At 66.9% G+C, this 25993-nt stretch carries 22 protein-coding genes, 1 tRNA gene and 1 pseudogene; 8 read left to right on the top strand and 16 right to left on the bottom strand.

From position 1 onward, the window contains the following. Positions 1–16 precede the first annotated feature (16 nt). Complete coding sequence (locus tag AC3WS6_RS17310) at positions 17–868, bottom strand: sugar phosphate isomerase/epimerase family protein (RefSeq protein WP_492502250.1); 852 nt, start codon at positions 866–868, stop codon at positions 17–19. A 134-nt stretch (positions 869–1002) separates the two neighbouring features. Between AC3WS6_RS17310 and AC3WS6_RS17315 the strand changes: the two genes are divergently transcribed. The 3 genes from AC3WS6_RS17315 (at position 1003) to AC3WS6_RS17325 (ending at position 3972) form a co-directional block, all read left to right on the top strand. Further along, positions 1003–2031: a substrate-binding domain-containing protein gene (locus tag AC3WS6_RS17315; RefSeq protein ID WP_492502251.1), complete on the top strand. Its 1029-nt coding sequence runs from the start codon at positions 1003–1005 to the stop codon at positions 2029–2031. Between the two features lie 76 nt (positions 2032–2107). Further along, complete coding sequence (locus AC3WS6_RS17320; protein ID WP_492502252.1) at positions 2108–3199, top strand: ABC transporter permease; 1092 nt, start codon at positions 2108–2110, stop codon at positions 3197–3199. After that, positions 3196–3972: an ATP-binding cassette domain-containing protein gene (locus AC3WS6_RS17325; protein ID WP_056514757.1), complete on the top strand. Its 777-nt coding sequence runs from the start codon at positions 3196–3198 to the stop codon at positions 3970–3972. Before AC3WS6_RS17320 ends, AC3WS6_RS17325 begins: the two co-directional genes overlap by 4 nt. Positions 3973–4055: 83 nt before the next feature. Here the strand turns inward: AC3WS6_RS17325 and AC3WS6_RS17330 are convergent, their stop codons facing one another. The 4 genes from AC3WS6_RS17330 to AC3WS6_RS17345 all read right to left on the bottom strand — a co-directional run bounded on the left by AC3WS6_RS17330 (position 4056) and on the right by AC3WS6_RS17345 (position 9507). Beyond that, positions 4056–4949 carry a carbohydrate ABC transporter permease gene (locus AC3WS6_RS17330; protein ID WP_492502253.1) on the bottom strand — a complete coding sequence of 298 codons (894 nt, stop codon included), beginning with the start codon at positions 4947–4949 and terminating at the stop codon, positions 4056–4058. Beyond that, positions 4946–5881, bottom strand: a complete 936-nt coding sequence (locus AC3WS6_RS17335; protein ID WP_492502254.1) for a carbohydrate ABC transporter permease — start codon at positions 5879–5881, stop codon at positions 4946–4948. The genes AC3WS6_RS17330 and AC3WS6_RS17335 overlap by 4 nt, the downstream gene beginning before the upstream one ends. Continuing rightward, positions 5878–7194, bottom strand: coding sequence for an ABC transporter substrate-binding protein (locus tag AC3WS6_RS17340; protein WP_492502255.1), 1317 nt, complete (start codon positions 7192–7194; stop codon positions 5878–5880). Before AC3WS6_RS17340 ends, AC3WS6_RS17335 begins: the two co-directional genes overlap by 4 nt. 138 nt (positions 7195–7332) lie before the next feature. Further along, on the bottom strand, positions 7333–9507 hold the full coding sequence (locus tag AC3WS6_RS17345; RefSeq protein WP_492502256.1) for a hypothetical protein: 2175 nt from the start codon (positions 9505–9507) through the stop codon (positions 7333–7335). A 102-nt stretch (positions 9508–9609) separates the two neighbouring features. Between AC3WS6_RS17345 and AC3WS6_RS17350 the strand changes: the two genes are divergently transcribed. Continuing rightward, positions 9610–10197 carry a TetR/AcrR family transcriptional regulator gene (locus AC3WS6_RS17350; protein ID WP_492502257.1) on the top strand — a complete coding sequence of 196 codons (588 nt, stop codon included), beginning with the start codon at positions 9610–9612 and terminating at the stop codon, positions 10195–10197. A 31-nt stretch (positions 10198–10228) separates the two neighbouring features. On the opposite strand, the gene AC3WS6_RS17355 is transcribed toward AC3WS6_RS17350, so the two are convergent. The 3 genes from AC3WS6_RS17355 to AC3WS6_RS17365 form a co-directional block, all read right to left on the bottom strand. Next, a complete protein-coding gene (locus tag AC3WS6_RS17355) occupies positions 10229–11446 on the bottom strand; it encodes a glycoside hydrolase family 1 protein (protein WP_492502258.1) in 1218 nt (405 codons plus the stop codon). A 114-nt stretch (positions 11447–11560) separates the two neighbouring features. Then, the gene (locus tag AC3WS6_RS17360; protein WP_492502259.1) at positions 11561–12589 is read right to left on the bottom strand and encodes an SMP-30/gluconolactonase/LRE family protein; all 1029 of its coding nucleotides are present in this window, start codon (positions 12587–12589) and stop codon (positions 11561–11563) included. Continuing rightward, the gene (locus tag AC3WS6_RS17365) at positions 12586–14430 is read right to left on the bottom strand and encodes a flavin-containing monooxygenase (protein WP_492502260.1); all 1845 of its coding nucleotides are present in this window, start codon (positions 14428–14430) and stop codon (positions 12586–12588) included. The genes AC3WS6_RS17360 and AC3WS6_RS17365 overlap by 4 nt, the downstream gene beginning before the upstream one ends. A gap of 163 nt (positions 14431–14593) precedes the next feature. On the opposite strand from AC3WS6_RS17365, the gene AC3WS6_RS17370 reads away from it, so the two are divergent. Further along, positions 14594–15055: a MarR family winged helix-turn-helix transcriptional regulator gene (locus AC3WS6_RS17370; protein WP_492502261.1), complete on the top strand. Its 462-nt coding sequence runs from the start codon at positions 14594–14596 to the stop codon at positions 15053–15055. Between the two features lie 29 nt (positions 15056–15084). On the opposite strand, the gene AC3WS6_RS17375 is transcribed toward AC3WS6_RS17370, so the two are convergent. Next, positions 15085–17769: a family 78 glycoside hydrolase catalytic domain gene (locus tag AC3WS6_RS17375; RefSeq protein ID WP_492502262.1), complete on the bottom strand. Its 2685-nt coding sequence runs from the start codon at positions 17767–17769 to the stop codon at positions 15085–15087. Between the two features lies 1 nt (position 17770). After that, the gene (locus AC3WS6_RS17380; protein ID WP_492502263.1) at positions 17771–19123 is read right to left on the bottom strand and encodes an MFS transporter; all 1353 of its coding nucleotides are present in this window, start codon (positions 19121–19123) and stop codon (positions 17771–17773) included. 142 nt (positions 19124–19265) lie between these two features. Between AC3WS6_RS17380 and AC3WS6_RS17385 the strand changes: the two genes are divergently transcribed. Continuing rightward, positions 19266–19901, top strand: a complete 636-nt coding sequence (locus tag AC3WS6_RS17385) for a TetR/AcrR family transcriptional regulator (protein WP_492502264.1) — start codon at positions 19266–19268, stop codon at positions 19899–19901. Positions 19902–19964: 63 nt separating this feature from the next. Here the strand turns inward: AC3WS6_RS17385 and AC3WS6_RS17390 are convergent, their stop codons facing one another. The 4 genes from AC3WS6_RS17390 to AC3WS6_RS17405 all read right to left on the bottom strand — a co-directional run bounded on the left by AC3WS6_RS17390 (position 19965) and on the right by AC3WS6_RS17405 (position 21696). Then, the gene (locus AC3WS6_RS17390; RefSeq protein WP_492502265.1) at positions 19965–20411 is read right to left on the bottom strand and encodes a cupin domain-containing protein; all 447 of its coding nucleotides are present in this window, start codon (positions 20409–20411) and stop codon (positions 19965–19967) included. 30 nt (positions 20412–20441) lie between these two features. Beyond that, entirely contained in the window at positions 20442–20867 is a 426-nt protein-coding gene (locus AC3WS6_RS17395) for a DUF2255 family protein (protein ID WP_492502266.1), read from the bottom strand. A 167-nt stretch (positions 20868–21034) separates the two neighbouring features. Then, on the bottom strand, positions 21035–21421 hold the full coding sequence (locus tag AC3WS6_RS17400) for a VOC family protein (protein ID WP_492502267.1): 387 nt from the start codon (positions 21419–21421) through the stop codon (positions 21035–21037). Next, the gene (locus tag AC3WS6_RS17405) at positions 21418–21696 is read right to left on the bottom strand and encodes an ArsR/SmtB family transcription factor (protein ID WP_492502268.1); all 279 of its coding nucleotides are present in this window, start codon (positions 21694–21696) and stop codon (positions 21418–21420) included. The genes AC3WS6_RS17400 and AC3WS6_RS17405 overlap by 4 nt, the downstream gene beginning before the upstream one ends. Positions 21697–22027: 331 nt before the next feature. Here AC3WS6_RS17405 and AC3WS6_RS17410 point away from each other — a divergent pair. Next, positions 22028–22594, top strand: a pseudogene (locus tag AC3WS6_RS17410) (sulfatase-like hydrolase/transferase); the annotation flags it as partial. 349 nt (positions 22595–22943) lie between these two features. Here the strand turns inward: AC3WS6_RS17410 and AC3WS6_RS17415 are convergent. Continuing rightward, a complete protein-coding gene (locus AC3WS6_RS17415; protein WP_492502269.1) occupies positions 22944–24260 on the bottom strand; it encodes a hypothetical protein in 1317 nt (438 codons plus the stop codon). Positions 24261–24791: 531 nt separating this feature from the next. Then, positions 24792–24882, bottom strand: a tRNA-Ser gene (locus tag AC3WS6_RS17420). A gap of 143 nt (positions 24883–25025) precedes the next feature. Here AC3WS6_RS17420 and AC3WS6_RS17425 point away from each other — a divergent pair. Continuing rightward, entirely contained in the window at positions 25026–25802 is a 777-nt protein-coding gene (locus tag AC3WS6_RS17425; protein ID WP_492502270.1) for a hypothetical protein, read from the top strand. Positions 25803–25993 lie beyond the last annotated feature (191 nt).

Consider the following 25993-nt stretch of genomic DNA (forward strand, 5'->3'; position numbering starts at 1 on the left):
CGCGACCGGCTCGCCCTCACCGCAGCAGCATGCTGATGGTGTTGCGGAGCGTCGAGGCGACGAGCTCATCGTCGAGCTCCGCGACCTTGTCACAGAAGATCTCCGAGCAGTACCAGCTGTCGTACCCGGTGGAGCGGACAGCGTCCACCCATTCCTGCAGCGGGATGTCGCCCGCACCGGTCCATACGTTGCGAGAGACTCCCTGATCGGGGATCTCCCCCGCGGGCACATGCAGGCCGTCGCAGACGTGCACGGCCGCGATCAGATCGGCGGGCAGCGCCGCGACGTCCTCCGGCACGTCGCCCGATGCCCAGAAGTGCCAGAAGTCCACACACAGCCTCACGTTCGCCCGGTCGATCCGCTCGAAGATCTCGAGTGCCTGCGACACGCGGTTGATCGGCGACCACGCCAACGGCTCCAGATACAGACCCACCCCGTGATCGGCTGCGATGTCCGCGGCGAGCGCGACCCGGTGAGCCGTCTCGGCCAGCGACTCGGCGTCCGTCAGGCCGAGCGAGCCGCGATAGCGCAGGTCGCCGGGCGTCAGCGTCCCTGCGCGAAAGTCCTTGACGACCTGCACGTCGACCGGCCCCGTGCACATCTGCACGAAGGGAGCGCCGATCACTTCGGCCACCTCGGCCAGCCGAGTGGCATCGCGGACGAACCGGTCGTGAGGTGCCTCCTGGATCGCTCCCACTCCCGAGACGGCGAACCCGTCGAGCGGACCCACGAGGTCGCGCGCCGTGTAGCCGGCGTCGAGGAACCGGAACAGCTTCGGCGTCTGCAACTCCACCGCATCGAATCCGGCCGACTTCGCGACGGCGATGTCTCGCAGGGTGGTGCCGTGGAAAGAAGCGGTGGAATTCATCGAGATCTTCACTTGCCCACCCTATAGGTCCGAATGTCAGAACATTCTATTGACTTCTTGCCAGGTGCTGGATACGCTCAGCGCACCAATGACGGTAGCCGGAACCCGCCGGCGCAAGAAAGGATCACGACGTCGTGACACTCACACACAGCTCCCGCACCGGGATGGCACTCGTCGCCGTCACCGTGTCGGCCCTCGCCCTGGCGGGCTGCTCCGCCGCCGCCTCCGACGGCTCGACCGACGCGTCCAGTGGTCTCGAGAGCGGCTACGGCTCTCTCGCCGAGAACCGCAACGCCTACTTCTTCACCTACTACAACCCGGCGGGCGATCCCTTCTGGGCCCAGATCCTGCAGGGCGGCGAGGATGCCGCCGAACTCGGAGATCTGACGCTCACACACCAGACCGCCGAGGGCGATCCCGACAAGATGGTCGACCTCGTGCAGACGGCGATCGCCACCGACCCCGCCCTGATCTTCATGCCCTTCAACGAGGGCGAGAAGTGGGTGGGCGTCGCCTGCGACGCCGCCGAGGCGGGCATCACCGTCGTCGCCTACAACGTGCCGGCGCCCGAGTCGGCCGCCGATTGCGTGTCGGGCTTCGTGGGGCAGGACTTCTTCGAAGTCGGGGAGATCGTCGGCGAACGGCTCGTCGAAGAAGCAGGTCTCGGAAGCGGAGACAAGGTCCTGCTCCCCGCCGAAGAGCCCGAGCAGGCCTACGCGATCAACCGGGGCGGCGGCGTGCAGTCCTCGCTCGACGAGGTCGGTGCGAAGGGCGAATTCCTTCGCACCTCGGGCAACGACGAGGAAGCGCTCAACTCCCTGACCGCCTGGCTCACGGCCAACCCGGATGTCGCCGCGATCGCTCCTCTCGGCGGCACCCCGCACCGGAACATCGTCGCCGCGATGGAGGCGGCCGGAGTGAAGGTGCCGGTCGTCGGCTTCGACACCTCGCCTCAGGTCGTCGCGGGCATCAAGAGCGGCGACATCATCGCGACCGCCGACCAGCAGGGGTATGTGCAGGGATTCCAGTCCGTCACGCAGGGAATCCTCTACATCGACTTCGGCCTCTCCCCCGCCAACATCAACTCCGGCGGGCGCGGCCTGATCGACGAGTCGAACGTCGATCTGCTCGAGAACGACAAGCTCAAGGGCGTCCGTTTCTGAGAGCTCGACTCGCGGGGGCCGCAGCCTGGGGCGCGGCCCCCGCCTCCTTCTTCCTCACTTCCCCGAAAGGCATGAGATGTCTCAGCCCACAGAAAGACCGCGCGAGCACATCCTGACTGCTCCCGCACCGACCGAGACCGTCGTCACCGGGCGGATGCTCGGCGACAGCACCCCGCGGACGTTCGGCGATTCCCTCCGCGAGAGCATCCGCTACAGCCGAGGCCGCGGCGCACTCGAGATCGGCGTGATCGTCGCCCTGGTGCTCATCGGCTTCATCATCGCCGGCTCGGTGGCCCCCGCCGCCTTCCCCTTCCTCTCTGCGAGCAATCTGTCCGGAGTCATCTCGCAGAGCATCCCCGTGCTCGCGCTGCTCGGCCTCGGAGCCGGCATCCTGATGGTGGCCGGCGAGTTCGACCTCTCGCTCGGTGCGAACGTCGGCTTCACCGCGATCGTCTTCATCAACGTCTCCGAGAGCGTCGGTTGGGGCTGGGGCATCGTCGCCGGACTCGCCACCTCCACCTCCATCGCTCTGATCAACGGACTCATCGTGGTGCTCACCCGCATCCCGTCCTTCATCGCCACACTCGGCATGGGGTTCTTCTGGGTGGGCGCGAGCATCTTCGTCAACGGCACCTCTCCCGCCATCCTCGTCGACGGCAAGGACGACGTTCTCGTCACGGTGTTCGCCGGCGACTTCGGCTTCTTCCGGTCGCAGTTGGTCTGGCTGGTCCTGATCGGCCTCGCCGCGTGGGCGTTCCTGCATCGCCACAAGCTCGGCAACCACATCTTCGCAGTGGGCGGCAACGCGTCTGCGGCCAAGGCGATCTCGATCAAGCCCAACTCCGTGCGTCTCCTGGCCTTCGGAGTCTTCGGCCTGCTCGTCGGTTTCGCGTCGATCCTGATCTCCGTCCGCACCGGCTCCATGCAGCCGGGCAGCACCGATGATTACACGCTCATGGCGATCGCTGCGGCCGTCGTCGGCGGCACCTCTCTGAACGGCGGTCGCGGATCGGTCATCGGCATGATCATCGGCGCCGCCCTGATCCGACTCATCGAGAACGGCCTGATCCTCGCCAAGGCACCGGGCTTCTACATCCAGCTCTTCGTCGGCCTCATCATCGTGATCGCCGCCGTCTTCAACAAGCTCATGGAAGGCAAGGCATCATGACCTCCGACTACCTGCTGCGTCTCGAGGGCGTGACCAAGAAGTACGGTGCGAACACCGTGCTGAAGGACGTCTCGTTCGACATCGGCCGCGGCGAGGTCGTCGGCCTGCTCGGCGACAATGGCGCAGGCAAGTCGACCCTCGTGAAGATCATGTCCGGTGTCGTGCCGATGACCTCGGGGGCCTACTACTGGGACGGCACCGCCGTGCCGACCGTCAACCGACCGACCACCGAGTCGCTGGGCGTCGAGACGATCTTCCAGGACTCCGCCCTCGTCGATCAGATGTCGATCACCCGCAACATCTTCATGGGTCGGGAGATCACGAACCCCCTCGGCTTCATGAAGCTGAAGCAGATGGATGCCATCGCGACCAACATCCTCGACACCGTCGTCACGATCGAGGGCATCAAGAGTTCGAAGCAGCTCGTCTCGTCGCTGTCGGGAGGACAGGCGCAGGCGGTCGCGATCGCGCGCGCAGTGCACTTCAAGCGCAGCCTGCTCATCCTCGACGAGCCGACATCGGCCCTGGCCGTGCGTGCGACCGAGGCTCTTCTGGACTACCTCCGACAGCTCAAGACCGAGGGCGTGAGCTCGGTTCTCGTCACCCACAACCTGCACCACGCCTACAAGGTCTGCGATCGGCACATCGTGATGAATCACGGCAGGAAGATCCTCGATGTGCGGCGCGAGGACACCAGTGTCGAAGAGCTGACCGCAGCCGTGGTCGAGGGCCAGATCGGGGTCGACCGCTTCCGCGCCGGAGTGGGCATCTGACCGGCAGCTCCACACGCGAGGCCCCGCACTGCAGCGCAGTGCGGGGCCTCGCTGCACCCGGCAGTACCGATGATGCGAAGACGCTACTTGATCGCTCCGGCGCCGATGCCCTTCACGATGTGGCGCTGGGCCATCAGATAGAAGATCACCACGGGCACGATCGAGATCGTGGTCGCGGCGAGCAGGATCTGCTGCTGCGGCGTCTCTGCGGACGTGAACGCGGTGAGACCTCGCTGGATGGGCATCAGCGCGTTGTCGTCGAACAGCACGAGCGCCATCAGGTACTCGTTCCACGCTCCGAGACCCTGGATGACCGCCACGGCTGCGAGCCCTGGCTTCGCGAGCGGCAGGATCACGCTCCAGAAGATGCGGAGGGGCCCTGCCCCGTCCAACGCCGCGGCCTCTTCCAGGTCTCGAGGCTGGCTCACGAAGAAACTGCGCATGATGAGGGTCGACATCGGGATGCCCGAGGTGATCAGGATCAGGATGTAGCCGACCGGATTGTTGGTCAGCCCGAGCGAGATCAGCAGCTTGTACTGCGCTAGGAACATCGCCGGCGCCGGGATGATCATCACGGCCAGGATGATGACGGTGAACACCCCCTTGCCCGCGAAGTCCAGCCGAGCGAGTGCATAGCCCGCGAGGCTCGACACGAGCAGGATGCCGGCGACCGCGCACCCCGTGTAGATCACGCTGTTGCGCAGGTAGGTGCCGAGATCGCCCTGCACCCACGCGGTGACGTAGTTCTGCCACTGCGGGCTCGCCGGCAGGAAGCTGTCGTTCGACAGCAGCTCGGTGAGGCTCTGCAATGACCCCGAGAGCATCCAGAGCAGAGGCAGCAGCGCTGTCAGCGCCGCGATGATGAGGAGCCCGTAGAGCCCCACTCTGTCGGCGCGGATGCGACGACGCGGTCGCGGCCGGGGCTGGTCGATCGTGGTCTCCGCCTCCTCGACCGGCGGCTGGGTGATGAGTGTCATGCGCGGGACCTCCGCCCGGTGATGGCGAGCTGGAGAACCGAGAGCAGCACGAGAGCGCCTCCGAACACGACGGACATGGCGGCGGCGCTTCCGTAGCGCCAGTTGACGAACGCCTCGTTGAAGATCGCGAGCGTGGGCACCATCGTGTGATAGCCGGGCCCGCCGTTCGTGAGCACCTGCACGGTGCCGAAGATCTGCAGCGCGGCCAGCAGTGTGAGCAGGCTCACGATCGAGGTGACCGGTGCGAGATGGGGCCAGGTGATGTAGCGGAACTGCGTCCACGGACTCGCGCCGTCGAGCTCCGCAGCCTCGTACAGCTCTTTGGGCACGTCCTGCAGCCCCGCGAGGAAGAGCAGGAAGCCGAACCCCCAGTGGAACCAGACGAAGACCGCGGCCACCGCGGGAAGCGCGACGGACGGATCGCCGAGCCAGTTCTGCTGCAGGGCCCCGAGACCGACCAGGTCGAGCACGCGGTTCAGCACGCCCGATCCGGGGGCGAGGATGAACGAGAACAGCAGGCCGACGACCACGACCGAGAGGACTCCCGGCAGGTAGAACACGGTGCGGAAGAACGTCTTGCCCCGGGTGACGCGATTGACGGCCAGCGCCATGCCGAGCGCGACGCCGTTGCCGACGAAGAACCCGACGACTCCGAAGAAGAGCACGTTCCTCATGGAGGCCCAGAAGACCGGATCGCTCGCGATGAACTCGTAGTTGGCAAGCCCCACCCACGGAGTGTCCGGGCTCACGCCGTCCCAGGTCTGGAAGCTGAGCAGGATCGCCTGTCCGAACGGCACGATCGTGAAGATGCCGATCAGCGCGATGGCAGGCGCGAGGAAGAGCCACCCCAGCAGGTTGGCCCGCAGCGAGTGCTTCCTGCGCGGCGCCCGCTCGGGGCGCCGCGCAGGAAGCGGCAGAGTGGTCGACGTCATGACACTCGGTCTTGAGCGGCCTGGATGTTGGCCAGTGCCTCGTCGATCGTCGCCTCTCCGAGCACGACGCGCTGCGCTTCGGCGACGATCGCGGTACGCACGTCGGTCGCGAACGTCGCGGACATGACCTGAACGGTCTCGACTCCCGAGGCGAAGCCCGCGAGCTGCTCCGGCACGTCTCCGCTGGAGAGCAGCTCGGGGTTGGTGGGCAGGATGCGTCCGACCTCGGCGAACACGGCCTGCTGCTCGGGCTCGGTCAGCCACTTCACGAACGCGAGAGACTCGTCCGGGTGCTCGCCCTTGGGGTTGATGACCGCGCCCTTACCGGGGACTCCCGGAGAGCGAGGATCCTCCGTGCCGCCGTCGACGACCGGAATGCCGACCGAGAAGTAGTCCTCGAACTCCGGGTTCGTGCGCAGACCCACCGACACCCCCGGCGACGCATCGAAGATCGAGCCCATCGCCTGGGTGAAGAACGACGACTCCACGTTGGGGTTGTCGTCCTGGCCGCCGACGAGCGCGTCATTGGCGATCACGCCGGCATCCTTCATGTCGACCAGCACCTGGAAGGCCTCGCGCCAGGCATCCTGTTCCCAGCTCTCCTCCCCGTTGAAGGTCGCGGCGATCTCGTCATCCGTCAGCCAGTTGGAGGCGATCGCCTGCAGGAACTGCGGCGTCAGCGATGCTGCGACCGAGAAGCTGCCCCCGTCGGATGCGGCGAGCGCGTCGATGAACTCCTCGGTCGTCTCCGGCGCATCGTCGAGGGTGACGCCGGTCAGTGACGGGTTCAGCAGGAAGCCGTAGGTCTGGGTCTCCCAGTGGACCGTGTAGATCCCCTCGGGAACGTCGAGGTTGTTGTCCTTCTCGAAGGTCGACATCTCGATGATCGCGGGGCTGAAGTCGTCACTCCACTCCCCCTCGAGCTCGTCGGTGAGGTCCATCGCCCACCCGGCCTTGTAGAAAGGAGCCATGTCGGTGGCCTGGAACGACGAATAGATGTCGGGCATCGAGTTCGACTGAGCCTTCGCCTGCAGCTTCGGCAGGTAGTCGGCCGGTCCGGGAGAGTCGATGGTCACGGTGACGCCCGTCTCGTCCTCGTACTGCTCCGCGAGCTGCGTGAGCGCGGCCTCCTGGCCCCGCGACTGGTTCATGAACGTCAGGGTGACGTCTTCGGCACCCTCGGACGGCTCCGCAGGCTCGGGCGACGAGCATCCCGAGAGGGTGATCGCGGCCGTGACGACGAATCCGCCGGCGACGACGGCCAGCCGCCGGGTGCGGCCCGCGTGCGGGGTGGTGCGTGTGGTCCTCATCATTGAAAATCCTTCGAACGACGAACCGCCGCGCGGTTCGATAGCTGGGTGGTGCGGTAGTGGCGCAGACGCTGATCAGCAGTCTGTCAACCGGTTGCCTTACAGAGAATCATCCTCTCTCTCGGGGGATCGCAGGGCGGGTCAGGCGACGCCGGAGGCGGCGCGAGGCTTCGAGGCGGATGCCGTGTCGGGCGCGTCATAGGTCACGCGCCACCCGTGCGGCTCGGACGCTCCGGCTTCGATCGCCGCGACGATGTGGGCGATCGCGGCGAGCAGCCCTCCGTTGGCCGGGAGGTACAGCGACAGGAAGCCCGGGATCTGCGGCGTGTGGCCGTTCGGGAGGAACTGGTTCTTGGGCGACGGCAGCAGCAGGGCGTCGAGCGCGAGGCCGAGGTCTCCGAGGGATGCCGCAGTCATGGCCATCACCGGGTAGTCCCACCCCCAGCTCGACTGCAGATCCCATCGCGCCCAGACGGTCTCGAGCGTCGAGCGCATGATGTCGGGATCGACGGCGTCGGTCGGCGGGAGCCATCCGAGCGCCATCAGCATCGACGGGTGGTCCTTGCGCACGAGGTAGGGGGGCGTGCTCAGCGCGGCATACGTCCCATCGGCGAGACGCGGGAGCGGTGCCATGTTGCGGGCGACTCGCTCCCATCGCCGCTCCTGACCGAGTCCGAGCAGCGATCGCCAGTCGTTCGCGACCTCGAGCGCCCACGACCAGTACGCGAGTTCGAAAGTCGGATTCGTGTTCGACCGGCGATCCGCAAGGTAGCTCTCCTGCGCCGGGATGATCGGCGGCGGCAGCACGAACGCGCCATCGCACTCCTCGACGAAGTCCGCCATGAACTCCGCGGTGGCCTCGACGAGCGGATAGTGCTCGCGCAGGAACGCGTCGTCTCTGCCCTCCCTGCGCAGAAGCTCCAGCATGTGGATGATGTGGGGTTGCTGCCAGACGAGGAACACGCCGATGTTGCTCGGCGACTCCACGCCGCTCGGGTCGGTCTGCTTCTGCCAGCGTGCGCCGCGATAGCCCTGCCACTGCGCGGTCGCCCGCGCTGCGGGAAGCGCCGAGTGGTACCAGCCCAGACTGCGCTCGAGAAGATCGCCGCGTCCCCAGAGCGCGAAGTGCGCGGCGTGCCACCAGTGCATCTCGAGGTGGAACTTGCCGGTCCAGGTGTTGTAGGTGAGTCCCGTCTCGGCGGGCGGGGTCGATCCCGCACTGTTCACCGCAGCGAGGTACTGCGAGAGCACGATGCGGCGCTCGAGCTCCTCCGCGCGCTCGTCGTCGCTGCCCTCGAACGAGACAGCGGTTCCGTGCGACCAGAACTCCTCCCACCAGGCCTCCGCTGCGCCCACGACATCCCGGAACGAGAGCTGCATCGCACCATCGATAGCGCCGCTCGGACGCGGGATCACCACGACCTCGAGCGCGCCTTCGTCGGCGACCGTCGTGGCAGCGACGGCATCCGCTCCGCGAGCGTCGAGCACGCCGCTCGTCGCGATCTCCACGTCGTACGAGGCCCCCTCCAGCTGCCGACGAGCCGACCATCGGGCGACGCTGTGTCGGGTCCAGTCGGTCGACACGGCGAGCGGCAGCTCGAACGCGGCGAGGTCGTCCGGCTGGGCGTCGAAGACCCATGTGACGCCCCAGCCGCGCAGAAGCAGGCCGGACTCGACCCTCACGGCGAAGGCGTCACGGTCGGGGTGCGCGACGGTCGTCACGGTGACCGTCTCGCCGTCGAGTGTGAAGCGCGCCTCGACACGGCCCGTCCACAGATCGAGCTCGGTGCGCGGGCTCTGCACGGCGGCGACATCGACGAGCTCGGCCTCACCTGCCGGAGGCGTGAGCGCGAGCCGGCCGAGATGTGCACGCCGCGGGTTGTAGTGGAACCAGGCTCCGGCGGCGAACTCGTCGCCGATCGGGTCGCCCGCGCGCTGCAGACCCATGCGATCGAGGTACGGCACCGATCCTCTGGCGGTGTCATACCGTGTGACCACCTCGTCACGGTCGAATGCGCGGTCGGTGCGGGTGCGGTACCACGCCCAGGTGGACTGCGTGCGCAGCGGGATCTGGAAGTCGTCGGCGTCGAAGACGCGCACGCGCTGCTCGGGGAGGCCGTCGACGCCCGTGACGGCGACCCGGTGCGGGTCGGGCACGAGCTCGTGGAGAGCGGGGAAGGTCTGCAGGCCCGTGATGTCGACGGTCATCGCGATGTCGCCGTTGCCGACGGTCAGGGCTGCGGTCGGATGCGCGGCCGTCAGCACAGGATTGTGCCGTCGCACGAGGCGACGGCGATCGACGGTCGACGCAGGCATCTTCACCTTTCCCTCGACTCAATTCTGAGTCGACTATTACTTTGGCCGGATGAGCATAACATTGCCTGAGCGCCACGCTCAAGAGCAATCGGAAGGACGCTGATGGCCCAGAAGAGAGGTCCGTACGCGAAGTCGGACCAACGACGCCAGGCACTCAGCAGGGCCGCACTCGATCTCGTGCGCCGGCACGGCCACCGCAACGTGTCGGTGTCGGACATCGCGGAACTCGCCGAGACCAGCGAAGCGACGGTGTTCTACCACTTCCCCACCAAGGAGGCGCTGTTCATCGCGGCGCTCGCACAGCACGACGAGGAGAACATCCGCGCGCGAGGCTCCGAGGCCGGCGCCATCGCCGAGATGGGCGCGCGCGCCGAAGCCGGAGTGCAGCGCACGAACTACGCGCGGCTCTACAACGAGCTCGCCGGAGCCGCCGCCGATCCGGCACACCCGGCCAACGAGTTCTTCCAGGCCCGGTGGGCACGCTCGACCGCGGTCGTGGCGACCGACATCCGCCGCCTGCAGGAGGCAGGTCGAGTCGCCACGACAGTCGACGCAGACGCTGCCGCACACCTCCTCCTGGCAGCCTGGGAAGGGCTGCAGCTGCAGTGGATGCAGGGCCCCGCGTTCGACATCAGGGCCCGGATCGAGGCGCACATCGGCGCAGTGCTCGGGGCCGACGCCCTGGACTGAGGGGCCCGCCCGTCGAGCGGGCCCCTCGGTCTCACTCGCCGTCGCCTCCTGTACGACTTCGGCGGGCGAGGTCGCCGAGCCAGGCCAGGCTGGGCTTGGGCTGCCGCTCGAAGGTCTTCCGATCGACCGCGACGAGACCGAACGTCGGATCCCAGTGGCCCCACTCGTAGTTGTCGAGCAGGCTCCAGTGGATGTAGCCGCGAACGTCGACCCCGTCTCGCATCGCCTCGGCGAGCGAGCGCAGAGCGGCATCCGTGTACGCGATCCTGCGGGCGTCATCCGACGTCGCGATGCCGTTCTCCGTGATGACCACGGGCACGCGCGGCAGCACGTCGGCAGTGTGGCGCACCGCGATCCCGAGGGCATCCGGACGGTAGGCCGTGCGCACCAGCGTGTTGTCGGGATGCACGGGGTGCGGCTCGATGCCGTCGAGACCGACCCACTGGGCGGAGTAGGCCTGGACTCCGATGTAGTCGTCGTCTGCCGCAGCCTCGAGGTAGAGGTCCTCCCAGACGTATTCGAGGCGGCGCCGCACCTCCTCCGCGCCGGGGCGCGTCTCGAACGCCCGGCTCGCCACCGACCACCCGATCTTCGCGGCGGTGCGCTCGCGCAGGATCTCCCGCGCCGCATGGTGCGCCTCGATGAGGCGTCGTCCGATCTCCTTGGACGGCGCGGGCTTGACCGGCCGCGGGGTGTCCGCCTCGAGCGTCGGGCTGAGCCACGCGACATCGGAGTCCGGGTCCAGAGCGGCCTCGGCCTCACCGACCATGATCGCGAGCATGTTGGGCTCGTTGATCGTGCAGACCCATTCCACGCCGTCGAGGATCGTCGCCGCGACCTCCACGTAGGCGCGGAACCTGTCGATGGCCTGCGGCGAGCGCCATCCGCCCTCCTCGGCGAACCAGCGCGGCGAGGTGAAGTGATGCAGAGTGACGAAGGGACGCACTCCGGCAGCCAGTGCGGTGTCGATCATCCGCCGGTAGTGCGCGAGCTGCACCGTCGAGAACTGCCCGGGCGCCGGTTCGATGCGGGCCCATTCGATCCCGAACCGGTAGGTGTCGAGGCCCGAGTCCGCGACCAGGGCGATGTCCTCGGGATAGCGGTTGTAGCTGTCGAGCGCATCGCCGCTTCGATCCGCTCCGGTCATGTACGGCTCCTGCATCCAGAAGTCACTGTTGACGTTATTGCCTTCGACCTGGTGCGGCGCACTGGCCGCACCCCAGAGGAAGTCTTTCGGGAACGTGGGCATCGGTGCTCCAATTCTGAGTCAACTTGTATTTTCACGATGATAGTCGACCCGAGCCCGAGCCCTCAAGAGTGGTCGCGGCCGGCTCCCTCCCGGCCGCGACCTCGACGACGCGCGTCACCCGCCGTTCGACTGGCGGATGCCCTCGCCGTACGCCTCGAACGTGTGCACGAATCCGCCCGCTGGACCGCTGACCACCAGGTACCCGTCGGTGGTGCCCGGAGCGATCGCGATGTTCGTGGCCGACTCGAGCCCTTCGCCCGGCACACGGATCGTGCCGATGCGCTCTCCGGTCTTCGCGAACACCACGATCTCCGCCTTCTCGTGGAACGCCTGGTAGATGTTGCCCTCGGCGTCGACCGCGGTCGAGTCGATGCGCCCGATCCCGCCGTCCACGTGGATCGCGGGGTACGCCGACACGACACGCGTACGGTCCTCATCGAGTGCGAAGTAGTCGATGCGGTTCGCGTTGTACTGGGCCACCCACAGCCCCGCATCCTCTTCGTCGAACACGATCCCGTTCGGCGAGGGCAGGTCGGCGGCGAGAACACTCGCATTACCGTCCGCGTCGATCCTCACCACGCGTCCCGGCGTCTCCCACCCCGGCCCGTCCATCCCGCGGGTGTCGGTCACGAACATCGTGCCGTCGGGATGGAACGCGATGTCGTCCGGCAGCATCGCCACCCCGTCGACGTCGCCCGAGAAGTGCGAACGCGGATCCTCCCCCTCCGCCGTGATGCTGGTGATGCCACCGCCGAGGAAGTCCGTGAGATAGAGCCGCCCGTCGCTCGGGTGGAACTGCGCCGACGTGAAGGCGCTCGTCTCGTCAGTGAAGACCTGATCCACGGTGCGCGCCTCCACATCGACCTGCAGCACCTTGGCCTCGCCGGCCGGCGCCATGACATCGACCAGGAACAGCGATCCTTCGTCGTGGAAGGTCGGCCCTTCGAGCAGCGTCCCTCCGGTGAGCTCGTGCGGCTCGGTCACCTGCAGCAGCTCCTCCGAGACCTGTTCCGCAGCAGGTCCATCCGACGTCGCATCCGAGCCAGCATCCGTCTGCGCCGCATCGGGAGCAGCGGGCGCGCATCCGACCAGCAGAGCCGCCACCCCGACGACGCTCGCGGCGGTCGCCAGACCCGCCCTCACGCTGAGACTCCGATCTCGGCCGACTCGCGCACGCGCTCGTCGGCGTCGGACACGACCAGCAGATCCGCCATGTCACCCTGCCGCCACTCGCGCAGGAGTCGGTGGAAGACGACCGGCCCCGGCGAGAACGTCAGCCCTCCGATCGACCGCGACCCCTCGCCGTTGTAGTACCCCGGCGTGCACTGAGCCTGGAAGTCGGAGACATCCCTGGCCGTTTCCACGACCGTGCGGCACCAGGCGTCCTCCGCCTCGGCGGTCGGCTCGATGCGGCGAGCGCCGACCTGCTGCGCCCGCGCGATGACGGCGGTGATGTGCGCCGCCTGTTCCTGCAGGATGTGCACGAAGTTGACGGAGTTGGCGTTCTGCATCGGGCCGAGCTGGAACAGATTCGGGAAGCCATGCGTCGTGAAGCCGTGCAGCGTGCGCGGGCCGTATCCCCACGCCTCGAGCAGTGCACGCCCGCCACGACCCACGACAGGAAGGGTTCCCGAGACCACCCCCGAGACCCCCACGTCGAACCCCGTGGCGAAGATGATGCAGTCGACCTCGTACTCCGTGTCACCGACCACGATCGACGTCTCGGTGAGCGCCGTGATGCCGTGGGCGTCGGCGGTGTCGACGAGGGTCACGTTCGGGCGATTGAACGACTGCAGATAGACGTCGCTGAACCCTGGTCGCTTGCACATGTAGCGATACCAGGGCTTCAGCGCCGCCGCCGTCGCGGGGTTCTCCACGATGTCCTCCACTCGACCGCGGAGAGCATCCATCTTGGCCGCATCGTCTAGCTCCTCCTGCAGCAGCCGATCCTCTTCCGAGACCGATGCGTCGACGCTGCCCGACAGGATGCTGCGCTGCAGCCGGTGCGTCGAGGTCCAGCCGTCCTGCACCAGCGACTCGACCGGCTCGCCCGCCAGCACCTCGAGGAAGTTGTCCATCCTCTCGCGCTGCCATCCCGGCGCGAGGCTCGCCGCCCATTCCGGGTCGGTCGGGCGGTTGTCACGCACGTCGACGGTCGACGGCGTGCGCTGGAAGACCAGCAGCTCCTGCGCATGCTCGGCCAGGTGCGGGATGACCTGCAGCCCCGTGGCCCCGGTTCCGACCACCGCGACACGTCTGTCGGCGAGCTTCGTCATGCCGCCGTCGGCCGAACCGCCGGTGTAGGCGTAGTCCCAACGGCTGGTGTGGAACGTATGACCGGTGAAGCGCTCGATGCCGGGGATGCCGGGAAGCTTGGGCTGGGTCAGAGTACCCGACGACGTGATCACGTACCGGGCCCGGAACACATCGCCACGGTCGGTCTCGATGACCCACTCGGTCGCCTCCTCGTCCCATGTGAGACCTGTCGCTCGAGTGTGCCCGACGAAGTCGCGATAGAGGTCGTAGTGCTCCGCGATGCGCACCGCGTGCTGGCGGATCTCCTCGCCCGGCGCATAGCGCGTGCTCGGGATGTACCCGGTCTCCTCGAGGAGCGGCATGTACACGTACGACTCGATGTCGCAGTGGATGCCGGGGTATCGATTCCAGTACCAGGTGCCGCCCACGTCGCCCGCCTCGTCCATGAGGCGCACCGAGTCGACTCCTGCATCACGCAGGCCCGCGCCGGTGAGCAGCCCGCCGAAGCCGGCGCCGATCACCAGCGCGTCCACCCGGTCTCGCAGCGGCTCGCGATCGACCCGCGGCGTGTAAGGGTCTTTGGCGTAGTAGCCGTACTCGCCGAGAGCGGATCGGTACTGACCCGCTCCGTCGGGGCGCACGCGCCGCTCTCGCTCCTGCGCATACTTCTTCCTCAGCGCCTGCAGATGCTCGAGCTGCCCTTCGGTGTCATGTGCGTGGACCGTCATGGTTCCGTCCTCCTGTCGCCGGGGGCACGGGCGCAGATCGACGCGAACTGGGGACGACGTGATCCTGCACCCGATACGACCCCGGATCGGTTCCTTGGAAAAAGGTTAGCTTGAAGCTAAGTAATTGTTCCTGGGAATCCAATATGAGGGTTACGGTACTGAGGTGAGCGAAGACCGGAGACGTGCGGAGGCGCTGGAGAACATCGACGCGCTGACCTTGGCGGTCTCGGTGCGCTCGCTCCCCCGCATGATCGGCTCTCTGCTGAGCACGCAGCTGACCATCCAGCAGCTCAAGGTTCTCACCCAGGTCGTCGTGTCCGACCAGAGCACCACCAGCGATCTCGCCTCGTCGTTCGACGTGTCTCTGGCGACGATGTCGAAGCTCGTCGAAAGGCTCGTCGAGCAGGGCCTCGTCGAGCGTCTCACGGATGCCGTGGACCAGCGCGTGCGACGCCTCATGCCGACGCCGCTCGGGCGCGATGTGATCGGGAAGATCATGGCGGCACGCCCCGAGATGGGCGCCGACATCCTCGACGGGCTCACGATCGACGAGCTCGAGGCGCTCGCGACCGGCCTGCGCGCCATCAACCGAGAACTGCAGGCAGCGGTTGCGGACGAGCGCTGAGCCGAGGCCCGGCGCCCGCCCGCCATCGCTCAGTTCGCGACGCTCAGCCCGCCGACAGCGGTGAACGATCCCGGCCCGACGTCGTGCGTCGTCCCATCCGGGAACACCACCGAGGCGCGGCTTCCCGCCGGGATATCCGCCTCGAGGTGCATCCGGTCACCGTCGATCCGCCACTCGACACGGATCCGCCCCTGCGGGGTGTCGAGATGCCCCTTCGCCCACTCGAGCCCGCCGCCGGGCACAGGAGCGATCGTGAACGACTTCCAGGCGACCGAGTCTGCATCCTGACGCAGTCCGAGCGTGTGCGTATGCAGGAAGCGGATCACCGCGCCCTTGCTGTAGTGATTCAGCGACTCATGAGCCGCGCCGGCCTCGTCGATCCCCTCCCAGTCCTCCCAGACCGTGGTCGCACCCTTGTCGATCATGTGAAGCCAGGACGGAGCACTTCGCTGGAAGAGCAGCTCGTAGGCGACATCGGTGTGCCCCGTCTCGGCGAGCACCGGAAGCAGATCCCCCGTCGAGAGGAATCCGGTGCCGAGGTGTGTGCCCGCACCCCGGATGAGCTCGACGAGCCGGCGAGCGGCCGCAGGGCGCAGTGGCTCGGGCATCAGGCCGAACGAGAGAGCGCGCACGTAGGCGGCCTGCGTGTCCTGAGCCGTCCTGCCCTCATCCGTGACGAACTCCGTACGCCAGGCGTCGAGCACACGATCGGCGATCGCCGCGTACTTCGCGGCCTCCTCCGGTCGATTCAGCACGGAGGCGGCGTCAGCGAGGATCCGTGTGGAACGGTAGAGGTAGGCGGTTCCCACCTCTCCCTTGTCGGCCATGAACCAGGCCATGGGATTCGTCTTGATCGGATCCAGGCGGGATCCGTCCTCTGCCTTCGGAACGGGCTCGGTCCACTCGCCCCAGTGGAACGTGCCGTCCCACAGATACTCCTCGTGCGGCTGCGGGTCCGCCGAACGCTCGACGCGGGAGTGATGCCGGTTCGCACGTGCGGCGCCGAGAACCCACTCGACCCAGCGCACCATCGCGTCCCAGTTCTCGTCGAGAACGCGGGCGTCCCCGTATGCGGCGTACATCTCCCACGGCACGAACGTGATCGCGTCGCCCCATCCCGATGAGCCGGTCATCATCGCGAACTGATCGTCGAGCTTGTGCTTGATGCGACGGCCGTCCGGCGAGAAGTTCGCGACCCGACCGTCGTCGAGCTGGTCGTCGCGCACCGACTGCAGCCATTTGCGCGTGAACCCGAGCACGTCGTAGAGGCGCGCGGCGGTCGGAGCGAACACCTGATAGTCGCCCGTCCAGGCCAGGCGCTCGCGCGTCGGGCAGTCGGTCGGCACATCGACCGCGTTGCCACGGAAGCTCCAGTCGGCGATCTCGTGCAGGCGGTTGAGATCGGCATCGCTCGACTCGAAGGATGCCGTGCGGCGCAGGTCGGTCTGCACCACACGCATCTGTGCGGTCGCAGGGTCGAAGGGCGCGCCCACACGGGTCACTCGCGCGTACTGGAAACCGTGCACGGTGTGTCGCGGCTCGAAGGTCTCATCACCCCCGGCCGAGACCACCTCGTCATGCTGCACGAACACGACGTCGGGCTCGCCCGGTTTGGTCGAGTCGAGATGCGCGGTGCTGAGATCGCCGTCGGGGGTCACGTACTCGCCGTAGTCGATCACGGTCCGGGTTCCGGCGGGACCGAGGTCGGTCAGGCGCAGCCACCCCGAGGCGTTCTGACCGAAGTCGAGCACCCAGGTGTCGTCGGCGGTGCGCGAGGCGTGCTCGACATCACGCGTCTCGACGACCCGGATCGGCGGCGCGGGAGACCACGAGATCGGGGGGCCTTCCACTGCTCCGACGATGACGGGCTCCGGCGCACGGGGGGCGAGTCGGAAGTCGGTGGTCTGACCGTCCATGAGATCGGCACGGGTCACGGCGGACTCGGTGCTCGTCCAGTCGCCGTCGGTGCGGATGACGTCGCGACGCCCGTCCGACAGCTCGAGGTGCAGCTCGGCACGCGCGCCGAGGGTGGTCCCCCAGCCGGCGGGCAGACGGAACGCCCCCACCTGTCCGCGATACCAGCCGTCGGAGAGCTCGATCTCGAGCGAGTTCGCACCATCGGTCAGCAGGTGCGTGACGTCAGCGGCCTGCGCATAGAGCGTGCGGTCGTACGACGTCGATCCCGGCGACAGTTCCGCCGTGCCGACGCGGTGCCCGTTGAGACGCGCCTCGTACACTCCGAGGGCCGTCGAGTAGAGCCGGGCCGAGACGACATCCACCGCGTCGAACCGGCGCTGCAACGTGTGCGCGCCCCGCGCACCGTATCCGGGGTCACCGTGCTCGACCGGGCTGATCCACTCCGCCGACCAGTCGGCATCGAGCAGGCCGCTCTCGAACGATGCCCATTCCGACCACTCGGAGGAGGCGTCATCGCCCAGCGCTCGAACCCGCCACCGCACACGCCGGCCGCTGGACAGCGGGGCCCACGGCCACTCGACGAACAGATGCGAGCCGGCCGCCAGGCGCACGCGCGCCTGCGGCTCGCCGTCGACCGTCGCCTCGACCTCGAACCCGGTCGACTCCGTGACAGAGACCGGAACCGTGAACGACAGTCGAGGGGCGGCCTCGGAGACGATGAAGGCGTCTCCGCCGCTGTCGATCCGCAGGTCGTAGGGCGCCGAGGGCACGGATGCCGAGTTCGATGCACCGGTCATCTCAACGCACTCCCTTGACCTTGAACATGATGATGAGGCCGCCGACGAGCGCGAACGCCGCGCCGATCAAGTACAGCAGCGTGTAGTTCTTCTCCGCGCCGACCGCACCGATCGTGATGATGAGCGGTGCGATCAGCGGGGCGATCGCGCTCGGGATCTTCTGGGCGAACGCGACCACGGCCATGTACCGACCCGACTCGGCACGGTCGGGGATGATCGCATAGACGATGGCCTGGTCGACCGTGGCGAAGACCGCGATCGCGAGCTGCATGAGCACAGCCCCGATGATGAGCTGCGGCAGCGACCAGGCGAAGGCTTCGGCGAACGCGCCGCCGATGAAGATGAATGCCGCGATGAGCACGAACAGACGACGTCTCTTGAGCTTGTCGGAGAGGAATCCGCCGAGCAGCGCGCCACCGGCCGCGGCCACGACTCCGAGCATGCCGACTGTGGCGACCACGCCGGCGACCTCACGCACGGGCAGGTCGAGACGCTGCGCGTAGAAGAACGTGCCGAAAGTGGTGTTGAAGTAGAGACCGATGAAGAAGACCATGCGGCCGACCCAGTTCCAGGCGAAGTCCGGGTACTTGCGGGCGTTGAAGCCGTAGCCGGAGATGACCTTCTTGAGCGTCACCGAGGAGTCGACGACCAAGTCCTTCGAGCTGCCCTCCTTCTTGAAGGTCGGCAGAAGCACGAGGAACACGGCGCCGATCACGGCGGGCACGAAGAACACGAGGAACGTGCTGTTCGACACGGCGTAGGCGATGCCGATACCGAGCACGGGAGCGATCTGGGTCATGAGACCGGTGAGGGCCGACACCTTGCCGCGCTGTTCCTCGGGCAGCTTGTCGGCCTGCAGCGTCTGGATGGCTGCGCCAGCCGTCGACCAGCCGGTCATCGCGACGACCCAGCCCGCGCCGACGAGCAGCAGGTTCGGGGCGAAGCCGATGATGACGGCGCCGACGAGTCCCAGGGCCGCCCCCAGGAAGAGGAACGGCGTGCGACGGCCGAAGCGAGAACGGGTGCGGTCGCTCCAGATGCCGATCATGGGGCTGAGCACGAGGAAGATCAGCTGGGCGGTTCCCGTGACGTAGCCCAGCACCTCTTCATGTCCCGGGGCGAGCTCGGTGATGCGCAGAGCGAGGCCGTAGGCCAACGGCACCATCATCGCGATGGAGGCGCCGAAGTTGGCCAGCATCAGCCAGAAGATGTACCCGCCGCTTACCTTCGCGGTCGGCTCGGAGCCGATCGCGACTCCCTCGAGAGGAGTGTCGTCCGGCGTGTTCCCGGCGACGGGCTGGGCCGCGGCGATCGAGTCGATCGTGTCGCTGCGGTCGAATTCACTCTTGGTCACCTGGACTCCTTCATCGTTCAGTGATCCCGGCACCCTCCACTGGGCGGCCGTGCGATGGTCGAAATCCGTTTGGCAACCGATTGCGATCCTGAGCGATAGTAACCACTTTGGTTACAGAAGGCAAAAGTGAGAGGGTGAGAGCATGACGTCACCGTTGACCGCCGCGCGCGCCCCCCGCCGTCGAGGGCAGAGCGCGACCACCCCCGCGCGGCGCGCTCAGATCGTCGAGGCGGCGCTCGCGAGTTTCGCCGAGCACGGCTACGAGCGCGCGTCGCTGCGCGACATCGCCTCCCGCGCCGGCATGACGCACGCTGCACTTCTGCGCCACTTCGCCGGGAAGGAGGAACTGCTCCCCGCTGCACTCGCGCAGCGGGAGGAACACGAAGAGGACCTCGCCGCGCGGATCATGACGGCGAACATCCCGGGTGAGCAGATCCTGAGCGCGGTGCTCGCCGACGAGTTCTCGAACTCCGAGTTCCAGCGCAACTGGCTGGCCCTCGCCGTGGCCGCGACCAACCCCGACCACCCCGCGCACGAGTTCTTCCTCGGTCGCCGCGAACGCATGCGGTCGCGCTTCACCGACGGCCCTCTCCCCACGAGCGACAGCGAACTGCTCACAGCCGACGAGAAGGTGACGCTCGTTCTGGCCATGGTCGACGGTCTGCGCATTCAGGCGCTGCTGGATCCTTCTCGCGACGCCCTCGGCCTGCTCACCACTTTCATGAAGCTGGTGGCCGCTCAGCCTCCCGCCGCGGCCCCAGAGGGAACAGTCGAATGAGCGGGCGTCCGCTCCGCGCGATCCAGCAGATCCAGATCGTCCGACGCACCGGCTGCTTGCGCTTCAGCGGTGACGCTCGTCGCGCGCATTCGTAGGCAGCTCGTCGTAGGCCTCGTCGCTGACAGGCTCGAGCCATTCGTTGCTGACGTTCTCGCCGGGGGTGATGAAGGCCAGGTGCGAGAACCAGGAATCGGCCTTCGCGCCGTGCCAGTGCTTCGTGCCCGCCGGGACGCGGACCGCGGTTCCCGGGACCATGCTGATCGGAGCCTCCCCCTCGGCCTGGTACCAGCCGGAGCCTGCCGTGCACAGCAACACCTGGTCGCCGCCGCCGGCCGCGCCGTGGTGGATGTGCCAGTTGTTGCGGCAGCCCGGTTCGAACGAGATGTTGTTCACCGGGACGCCGCCATCGACGACCGGCGCGTTGAAGCTCCGCCCCGAGAAGTACTGCGCGTAGGCATCGTTCGCCGGGCCGAGTGGGAAGATCTGGCTGAAGTCTCGAGCGTCTGACATGGTGTCTCCTCTTCGCGATGTGCGGGATGTTCAGGATGCGCGCGGTGTCACTTCGACGGTGGCGGCTTTCGGGCCGGGCCCGATCATCGGCGGCAGGTACGTGCTGCCGGCGTACTTCGCCTCGTAAGCGCCGTCGATCCTGGTGTTCAGGCCCGGATCGACGACCGGCGCGAAGGCCACGTCGTGCTCCTCGCCTGCGGCGGTGATCCGTCCCGTCCGCTGGGCGACAGCGGACCGATACCACTTGCCGTCCGTGCCGTTCCACGCGCGCACGAACAGGCGCCCGTCGACCACGACCGACCAGATCCACGTCGGCGTCCCCGTGGTCTCTCCGTCGGCGTGGTGCGGGGCGATATGGAGATCATCGGTCGACGCGATCGCCTCGATGAGGTCGGCGGGCCACGATGTCATGCGGCTCGCTGCTCCTTCTCCACTGCTCGCGGTGTCCTCAGGCATCCTCTGCTCCTCCGCTGATCCGAGTCCCGAACACCTCCAGTGAACACACTCGGCGCGCTCCGAGGGAGTCCCTGTCGAAGGAGGTACCAGGAGAACACCCCAAACGGCCGCCACTGGGTGGGGGCCAGCGGGCCGGCCCACAAGATCGACGCGGATGCAGTGCTGCGTCAGGCGAACGCCGCGATCTGCAGCAGATTCCCGACCGTGTCATTGAACACGGCCGTGGTCACCGGCCCATGGTCGATCGGAGGCTGCGTGAACTCGACACCGAGCCCCTGCAGACGCTCGTACTCGGCCTGCACGTCGTCGACGCCGAGCACGAAGAACGGGATGCCGTCCTCGAGCAGCGCGTCCGTGAACGGCGCCACTGCGGGGTGCCCCTTCGGCTCGAGCGAGAGCTGCGTGCCGTCGGGCGACGCCGGGTCGACGACCGTCAACCAGCGGAACTCCCCCATCGGAACGTCGGCGGCGACTGCAAATCCAAGCTTCTCGGTGTAGAACTCGAGTGCCCGCTGCTGATCGTCGACGAACACACTGACGGTCTGGATCTTCATGATTCTCCTGACTCAAGGGGCCAGCGTTCCGCGATCTGCGCGAGCGGCCGGGTGTCGATGGTGTGGAACTTGAACTTGCCGCGACGCTCGCTGTGCACGAGGCCCGCCTCTTCGAGGACGGCCAGGTGCTGCGACACCGCCTGCCGTGTCGGTGTCACACCCCGCTCGGCGAGACGCACGCACAGCTCGAACAGCGTCTGTTCGTCGCGCTCGGCGAGGTCGTCGAGGATCATCCGACGCGTCTCGTCGGCGAGAGCCTTGAAGACATCGCCCATGCCGCGAGTATAGGCAAGTGACCACTTGCCTATCAAGCCCTCACCGGAGAGAGATTGGTTATGCGGTCGGCGTCGATCGAGACGGTCCAGATCAGACGTGGTGCTCTTGCTTCACCTACGGTCCTGAGACAGTGGGCCCCGGGTCATCGCGTCAGCGCGCCGCCGTTCAACGCCACCGGCGCCGCCTGCCAGATACAGGATGCGGCCTAGCGGGACGGGGCGTTCCCGCCCTTCACCTTCGAAGGGTGACCCGCCCGTTTCCGCCTCGCGCGTGGCGCATACGCTCGACCGCACAGGGCGAGACCGGCTCGCCGTACCTCAGGGAGTGGCGATGTCCGACGTGCAGCGTTCTGTTCTTCCGATCCCGGACCTCGCCTACACGGGCACGGTCACCTACGACGCGACCGACCCCGACACCACGTTCCCGCCGATCACCCCGGTGCGCCCCCCTGAAGGCTCCCCGAACGTCCTGATCGTGCTCATCGACGACACCGGATTCGGCGCTTCCAGCTCCTTCGGCGGACCCGTGCAGACCCCGAACTTCGAGCGCGTCGCGGCCGCAGGACTGAAGTACACCCGCTTCCACACCACGGCGCTCTGCTCACCCACGAGGGCGGCACTTCTCAGCGGACGCAACCACCACACGGTCGGCATGGGAGGGATCACCGAGATCGCCACCTCCGCACCCGGCTACAGTTCGCTGCGTCCCAACAGCTGCGCTCCGCTGGCTGAGACGCTGAGGCTCAACGGCTACAACACGGCTCAGTTCGGCAAGTGCCACGAGGTGCCCGTGTGGCAGGCGAGCGCGATCGGCCCATTCGATGGATGGCCGAGTCCCGGCAACGGCTTCGAGTACTTCTACGGCTTCATCGGGGGCGAGACCAATCAGTGGTACCCGTGCACGTGCCACTCTTCGCCGGCTCCGGCCGGTACTCGCTCCTCGATCACCGACAGCCCTGGACTGTCGAATAGTCGCCACCCGTCGGAGACCTCGCCCCATACGTAGTGATCAGCGTTGGTGACATCGACAGCTTGAGGCATTCTCCGATCCTCGCAGACCCATCTACTTTGCAGACGCGAGCGCCCTCGCGATCCCGCTCGAGCACTGCTCGAACGCCAGAAACCTACTCAGCCCCATCTCACTTCAACGTCTGGCCCATTGGCCACGATAAGACCAATTATCCCGACTATCGGCGTCCGTTGCGCCGCCAACGGAGATAGGCACCGCTGCGGCTTGGAGGGGAGCGCTAGGTCCGGTGTGCCCAATTCACAGTTCCCCATTGCACGGCGGACCATAGTTCGCGGAACTGCTTGTCATCGGCCGGCGCTGAGATCTCGCGTAGTTCCAGCAACCTCATCGCGACCCACTGGGCATCTTCGAGAATCGAGCGCGCGCCACCTATCTGAGCGAGCCTACGAGTCGCGTCACCTCCGTGTGCGATCGCTGATCGCACACGATAGACCTCTTCGTAGCGATCAAACCGGGCAGCTCGAGCGGCTGTGTCGCGTTCGAGCAGCGCAAATCGGCCTTTGCTGACTGCTCCGGGCACTGCGTCTTTGCCGGTCAGCATTGAATCCAAGGCGACGCTGACTGCGAGAGCCGCGTCATCTTGCGCCTCCGCCCAGAACGCGCGGGCGTACCAGCGGGCAGCCACCCGCAGCCTCTGTGCGATCACGTCCGGAGCAAGCAGTAGGTCGCCAATAAGCGAACGCCGGTCAGCGTCGAGGATGCGGTCCAGAGGCAATGGATCCGCGCTGTGCCAGCGAAAGTAATTACCAGAGCTCCAGCCGGTGATCGTGAGCACCCTGTCGCCGAGTTCACCGGCTCCGTTGTCCGCCAGCAGCCTGCTGATAGCGGACCGGTCCAGAGTGGTGCCGCGAATCCCAGGCCTGTTCGTCGCCCCCCGCAGCGAGAATATCCCGTACGCTTTGAGGTCATTCGAGAGCATCAATGTAAGCCCGATCAGATCCTCAAGGACCCTTTCGAAGTCCTCTATCGCGAGTTCGCCCTGCCGAGGGGTGGTGGATGTCGCCAAGACAAACGAGCCAAACTCTCGAAGAAGCTGTTGTGAGTGAGAAATGAAACCCGGTTCTGCGAGCTTGGCTAGCTCCAGCGAGGCCGCTAGTTCGCGCGCATCGGCTTCGTCCTGAACCCGTGCCAACGTGAGGCTTCCGAACACGACAGGTCCTGTTTCCCAAGCCACATTTGCCAGCGCGGCAGCGATGCGAACCGGCCGAGGCTTAACGATGCGCTCGATGGCCTCAGCGAGATCAGGCACACGACCGGCTGATGCTGCCGCCAGAAGGGACAAGACCGTGGTCCAAAGGTCCTCGTCTCGCCAGTGCCGTGTCACTCTCTGATCCCTAAGAAGCGCTCTCATCGCGCTCTCCATCGCGGGCATACCTTCGTCGGCGATAGTAAGAGAAGCATTCTCGCCCAAGAACGCTCGTTCGGAGGATGCACGATAGCTCGGCTCCACCCACGCCCATCCGATTAGTGGGACTTCTGTCGATGTCCGCACAGCGGCTAACGCAGTCTTTAGCTGCTCGGCGACGTCGTTCATCAAAAGCCTCCTCTCGCCAGACGCACGCGGCGTATCGCCGACCCGGCAGGTCCAATCAACCTGAACAGGTGCCCGGCCAAAGAAAAGGGTGCGTCTCGTCAGAATGTATCGTTTTTGATCGGCTGCGACGGTGAGCTCCGAGCGGGCGAGCGAGCAGACAGCACAAGGTTGGAAAGCCCATCTGCCAAGGGTGCTGGAACGGCGGCGCTGCCACCGTTCGCTCATTCAGGAGGGAGCGCCCTTCCATCATGGTCGAGCAAAGTTGATTGGCCGCTCGACCACACGACGGTGCGCGAGGACTTCACCTGCTGCGCTGCCACTCGCCCCGGCGGGCGTGCCGAAATCCTGGGCCCCCTGCCACCAGGGGAAGGTCCGTCGCTCCAGCGATGGATGTAGGGATTGTTTCAGGTCGAATCGAGCCGAGGCCTCGGCAAGGTGAACCCGGAAGCAGCGTGCCTCCAGATCTGCACCAAAAACGCACCACGCCCCACCCCAGACATGGAAAAACCCCCGATTTCTCGGGGGTTTCCATGGCGGTGACGGTGGGATTTGAACCCACGGTAGGGGGTTACCCTACACAACTTTTCGAGAGTTGCACCTTCGGCCGCTCGGACACGTCACCGCGGACTAGCTTACGACAACCCGCGCCACGGCGCGAATCGAGCAGCATCCGGACATCCGACTCTTTTCCCCGGCTCCCGCCCCGGCGGCATCCGAACGCGCTGGTTAGGATGGCCTAAGGGACACCGCACGGGAGGGGATGCAATGGGCTTCATCACATCGGAGGCGCTGGCAGAGACCGGATACGTCGTCCTCGACGACCACGATCAGTCATCCGACCCCGCGGAATGGCTCGACCTCACCTACATCGGCTGGCGCTCGTCAGGCGTCACACGATTCGCCCCTCTGGCGAGTTACGCCGGCGAGATCGAGTGCAACGGATTCTGGAACCAGACCCCGCCCCGCAGCGACAAAGACGGCGTGTGGGTCGCCTCGCAGGTCGCGATCGCCCCGACCCTGCAGCGCCGCGCGCTCGAACCGGGCGCGGGTGTCGGCCGTTGCCGCGTCATCGAGCTGCAGCCCAACGAATACGCGGATGCCGTCTACAACCTGCATCAGGACGACAACAACCGTCTCAACGAAGACGGCACCGGTTGGGTCGTGCGCGGCTACTACAACCTGTCGGATGACACGGACTCACTGCTGCTCCTGCGCTCCGACCGCTTCGACCCCGCGACCGAGATCCGCCTGCCGCTGCGCGAGGGGTCCCGCATCATCGTCGACACCCAGCGCTTCTGGCATGCGGTGTGGCACCGCGGCACGACCCCGCGCTACGCGCTGATCACCTCGTGGACCTCTGGGCCCGAGCTCGACGCCTACATCGAGGCCAATCACGGCGACCCGCACCCGGCGACCGTCGACCTCGACCCGCAGCTGGTCGACGACGCGCAGGTCGAGCTCCACCGCCGCATCGAAGAGCGCCGCCGCGTCTTCGAGGCACAGGGCATCGTGATGGAGCCTCGCGCCGACCTCAGCGTCTGACGATCGTCACCGCGTTTCGTCTCGGTGCTTCGCTCCTCGCTCAACGACCGAGAGTCACCCGGTCGTTGAGCGAGGACGGCGAAGCCGACCGCACCCGGTCGTTGAGCGAGGACGGCGAAGCCGACCGCACCCGGTCGTTGAGCGAGGACGGCGAAGCCGACCGCACCCGGTCGTTGAGCGAGGACGGCGAA

The organism is Microbacterium sp. EB106-03-03-XG65, assembly GCF_058791955.1.

What these genes read in the sequence shown, in the direction of transcription:
- AC3WS6_RS17335 (WP_492502254.1), bottom strand. Translation starts at nt 5,881, where the DNA reads ATGACGTCGACCACTCTGCCGCTTCCTGCGCGGCGCCCCGAGCGGGCG.
- AC3WS6_RS17390 (WP_492502265.1), bottom strand. Translation starts at nt 20,411, where the DNA reads ATGTCAGACGCTCGAGACTTCAGCCAGATCTTCCCACTCGGCCCGGCG.
- AC3WS6_RS17400 (WP_492502267.1), bottom strand. Translation starts at nt 21,421, where the DNA reads ATGAAGATCCAGACCGTCAGTGTGTTCGTCGACGATCAGCAGCGGGCA.
- AC3WS6_RS17340 (WP_492502255.1), bottom strand. Translation starts at nt 7,194, where the DNA reads ATGATGAGGACCACACGCACCACCCCGCACGCGGGCCGCACCCGGCGG.
- AC3WS6_RS17345 (WP_492502256.1), bottom strand. Translation starts at nt 9,507, where the DNA reads ATGCCTGCGTCGACCGTCGATCGCCGTCGCCTCGTGCGACGGCACAAT.
- AC3WS6_RS17325 (WP_056514757.1), top strand. Translation starts at nt 3,196, where the DNA reads ATGACCTCCGACTACCTGCTGCGTCTCGAGGGCGTGACCAAGAAGTAC.
- AC3WS6_RS17310 (WP_492502250.1), bottom strand. Translation starts at nt 868, where the DNA reads ATGAATTCCACCGCTTCTTTCCACGGCACCACCCTGCGAGACATCGCC.
- AC3WS6_RS17365 (WP_492502260.1), bottom strand. Translation starts at nt 14,430, where the DNA reads ATGACGGTCCACGCACATGACACCGAAGGGCAGCTCGAGCATCTGCAG.
- AC3WS6_RS17355 (WP_492502258.1), bottom strand. Translation starts at nt 11,446, where the DNA reads ATGCCCACGTTCCCGAAAGACTTCCTCTGGGGTGCGGCCAGTGCGCCG.
- AC3WS6_RS17415 (WP_492502269.1), bottom strand. Translation starts at nt 24,260, where the DNA reads ATGAACGACGTCGCCGAGCAGCTAAAGACTGCGTTAGCCGCTGTGCGG.
- AC3WS6_RS17405 (WP_492502268.1), bottom strand. Translation starts at nt 21,696, where the DNA reads ATGGGCGATGTCTTCAAGGCTCTCGCCGACGAGACGCGTCGGATGATC.
- AC3WS6_RS17425 (WP_492502270.1), top strand. Translation starts at nt 25,026, where the DNA reads ATGGGCTTCATCACATCGGAGGCGCTGGCAGAGACCGGATACGTCGTC.
- AC3WS6_RS17350 (WP_492502257.1), top strand. Translation starts at nt 9,610, where the DNA reads ATGGCCCAGAAGAGAGGTCCGTACGCGAAGTCGGACCAACGACGCCAG.
- AC3WS6_RS17395 (WP_492502266.1), bottom strand. Translation starts at nt 20,867, where the DNA reads ATGCCTGAGGACACCGCGAGCAGTGGAGAAGGAGCAGCGAGCCGCATG.
- AC3WS6_RS17375 (WP_492502262.1), bottom strand. Translation starts at nt 17,769, where the DNA reads ATGACCGGTGCATCGAACTCGGCATCCGTGCCCTCGGCGCCCTACGAC.
- AC3WS6_RS17330 (WP_492502253.1), bottom strand. Translation starts at nt 4,949, where the DNA reads ATGACACTCATCACCCAGCCGCCGGTCGAGGAGGCGGAGACCACGATC.
- AC3WS6_RS17385 (WP_492502264.1), top strand. Translation starts at nt 19,266, where the DNA reads ATGACGTCACCGTTGACCGCCGCGCGCGCCCCCCGCCGTCGAGGGCAG.
- AC3WS6_RS17320 (WP_492502252.1), top strand. Translation starts at nt 2,108, where the DNA reads ATGTCTCAGCCCACAGAAAGACCGCGCGAGCACATCCTGACTGCTCCC.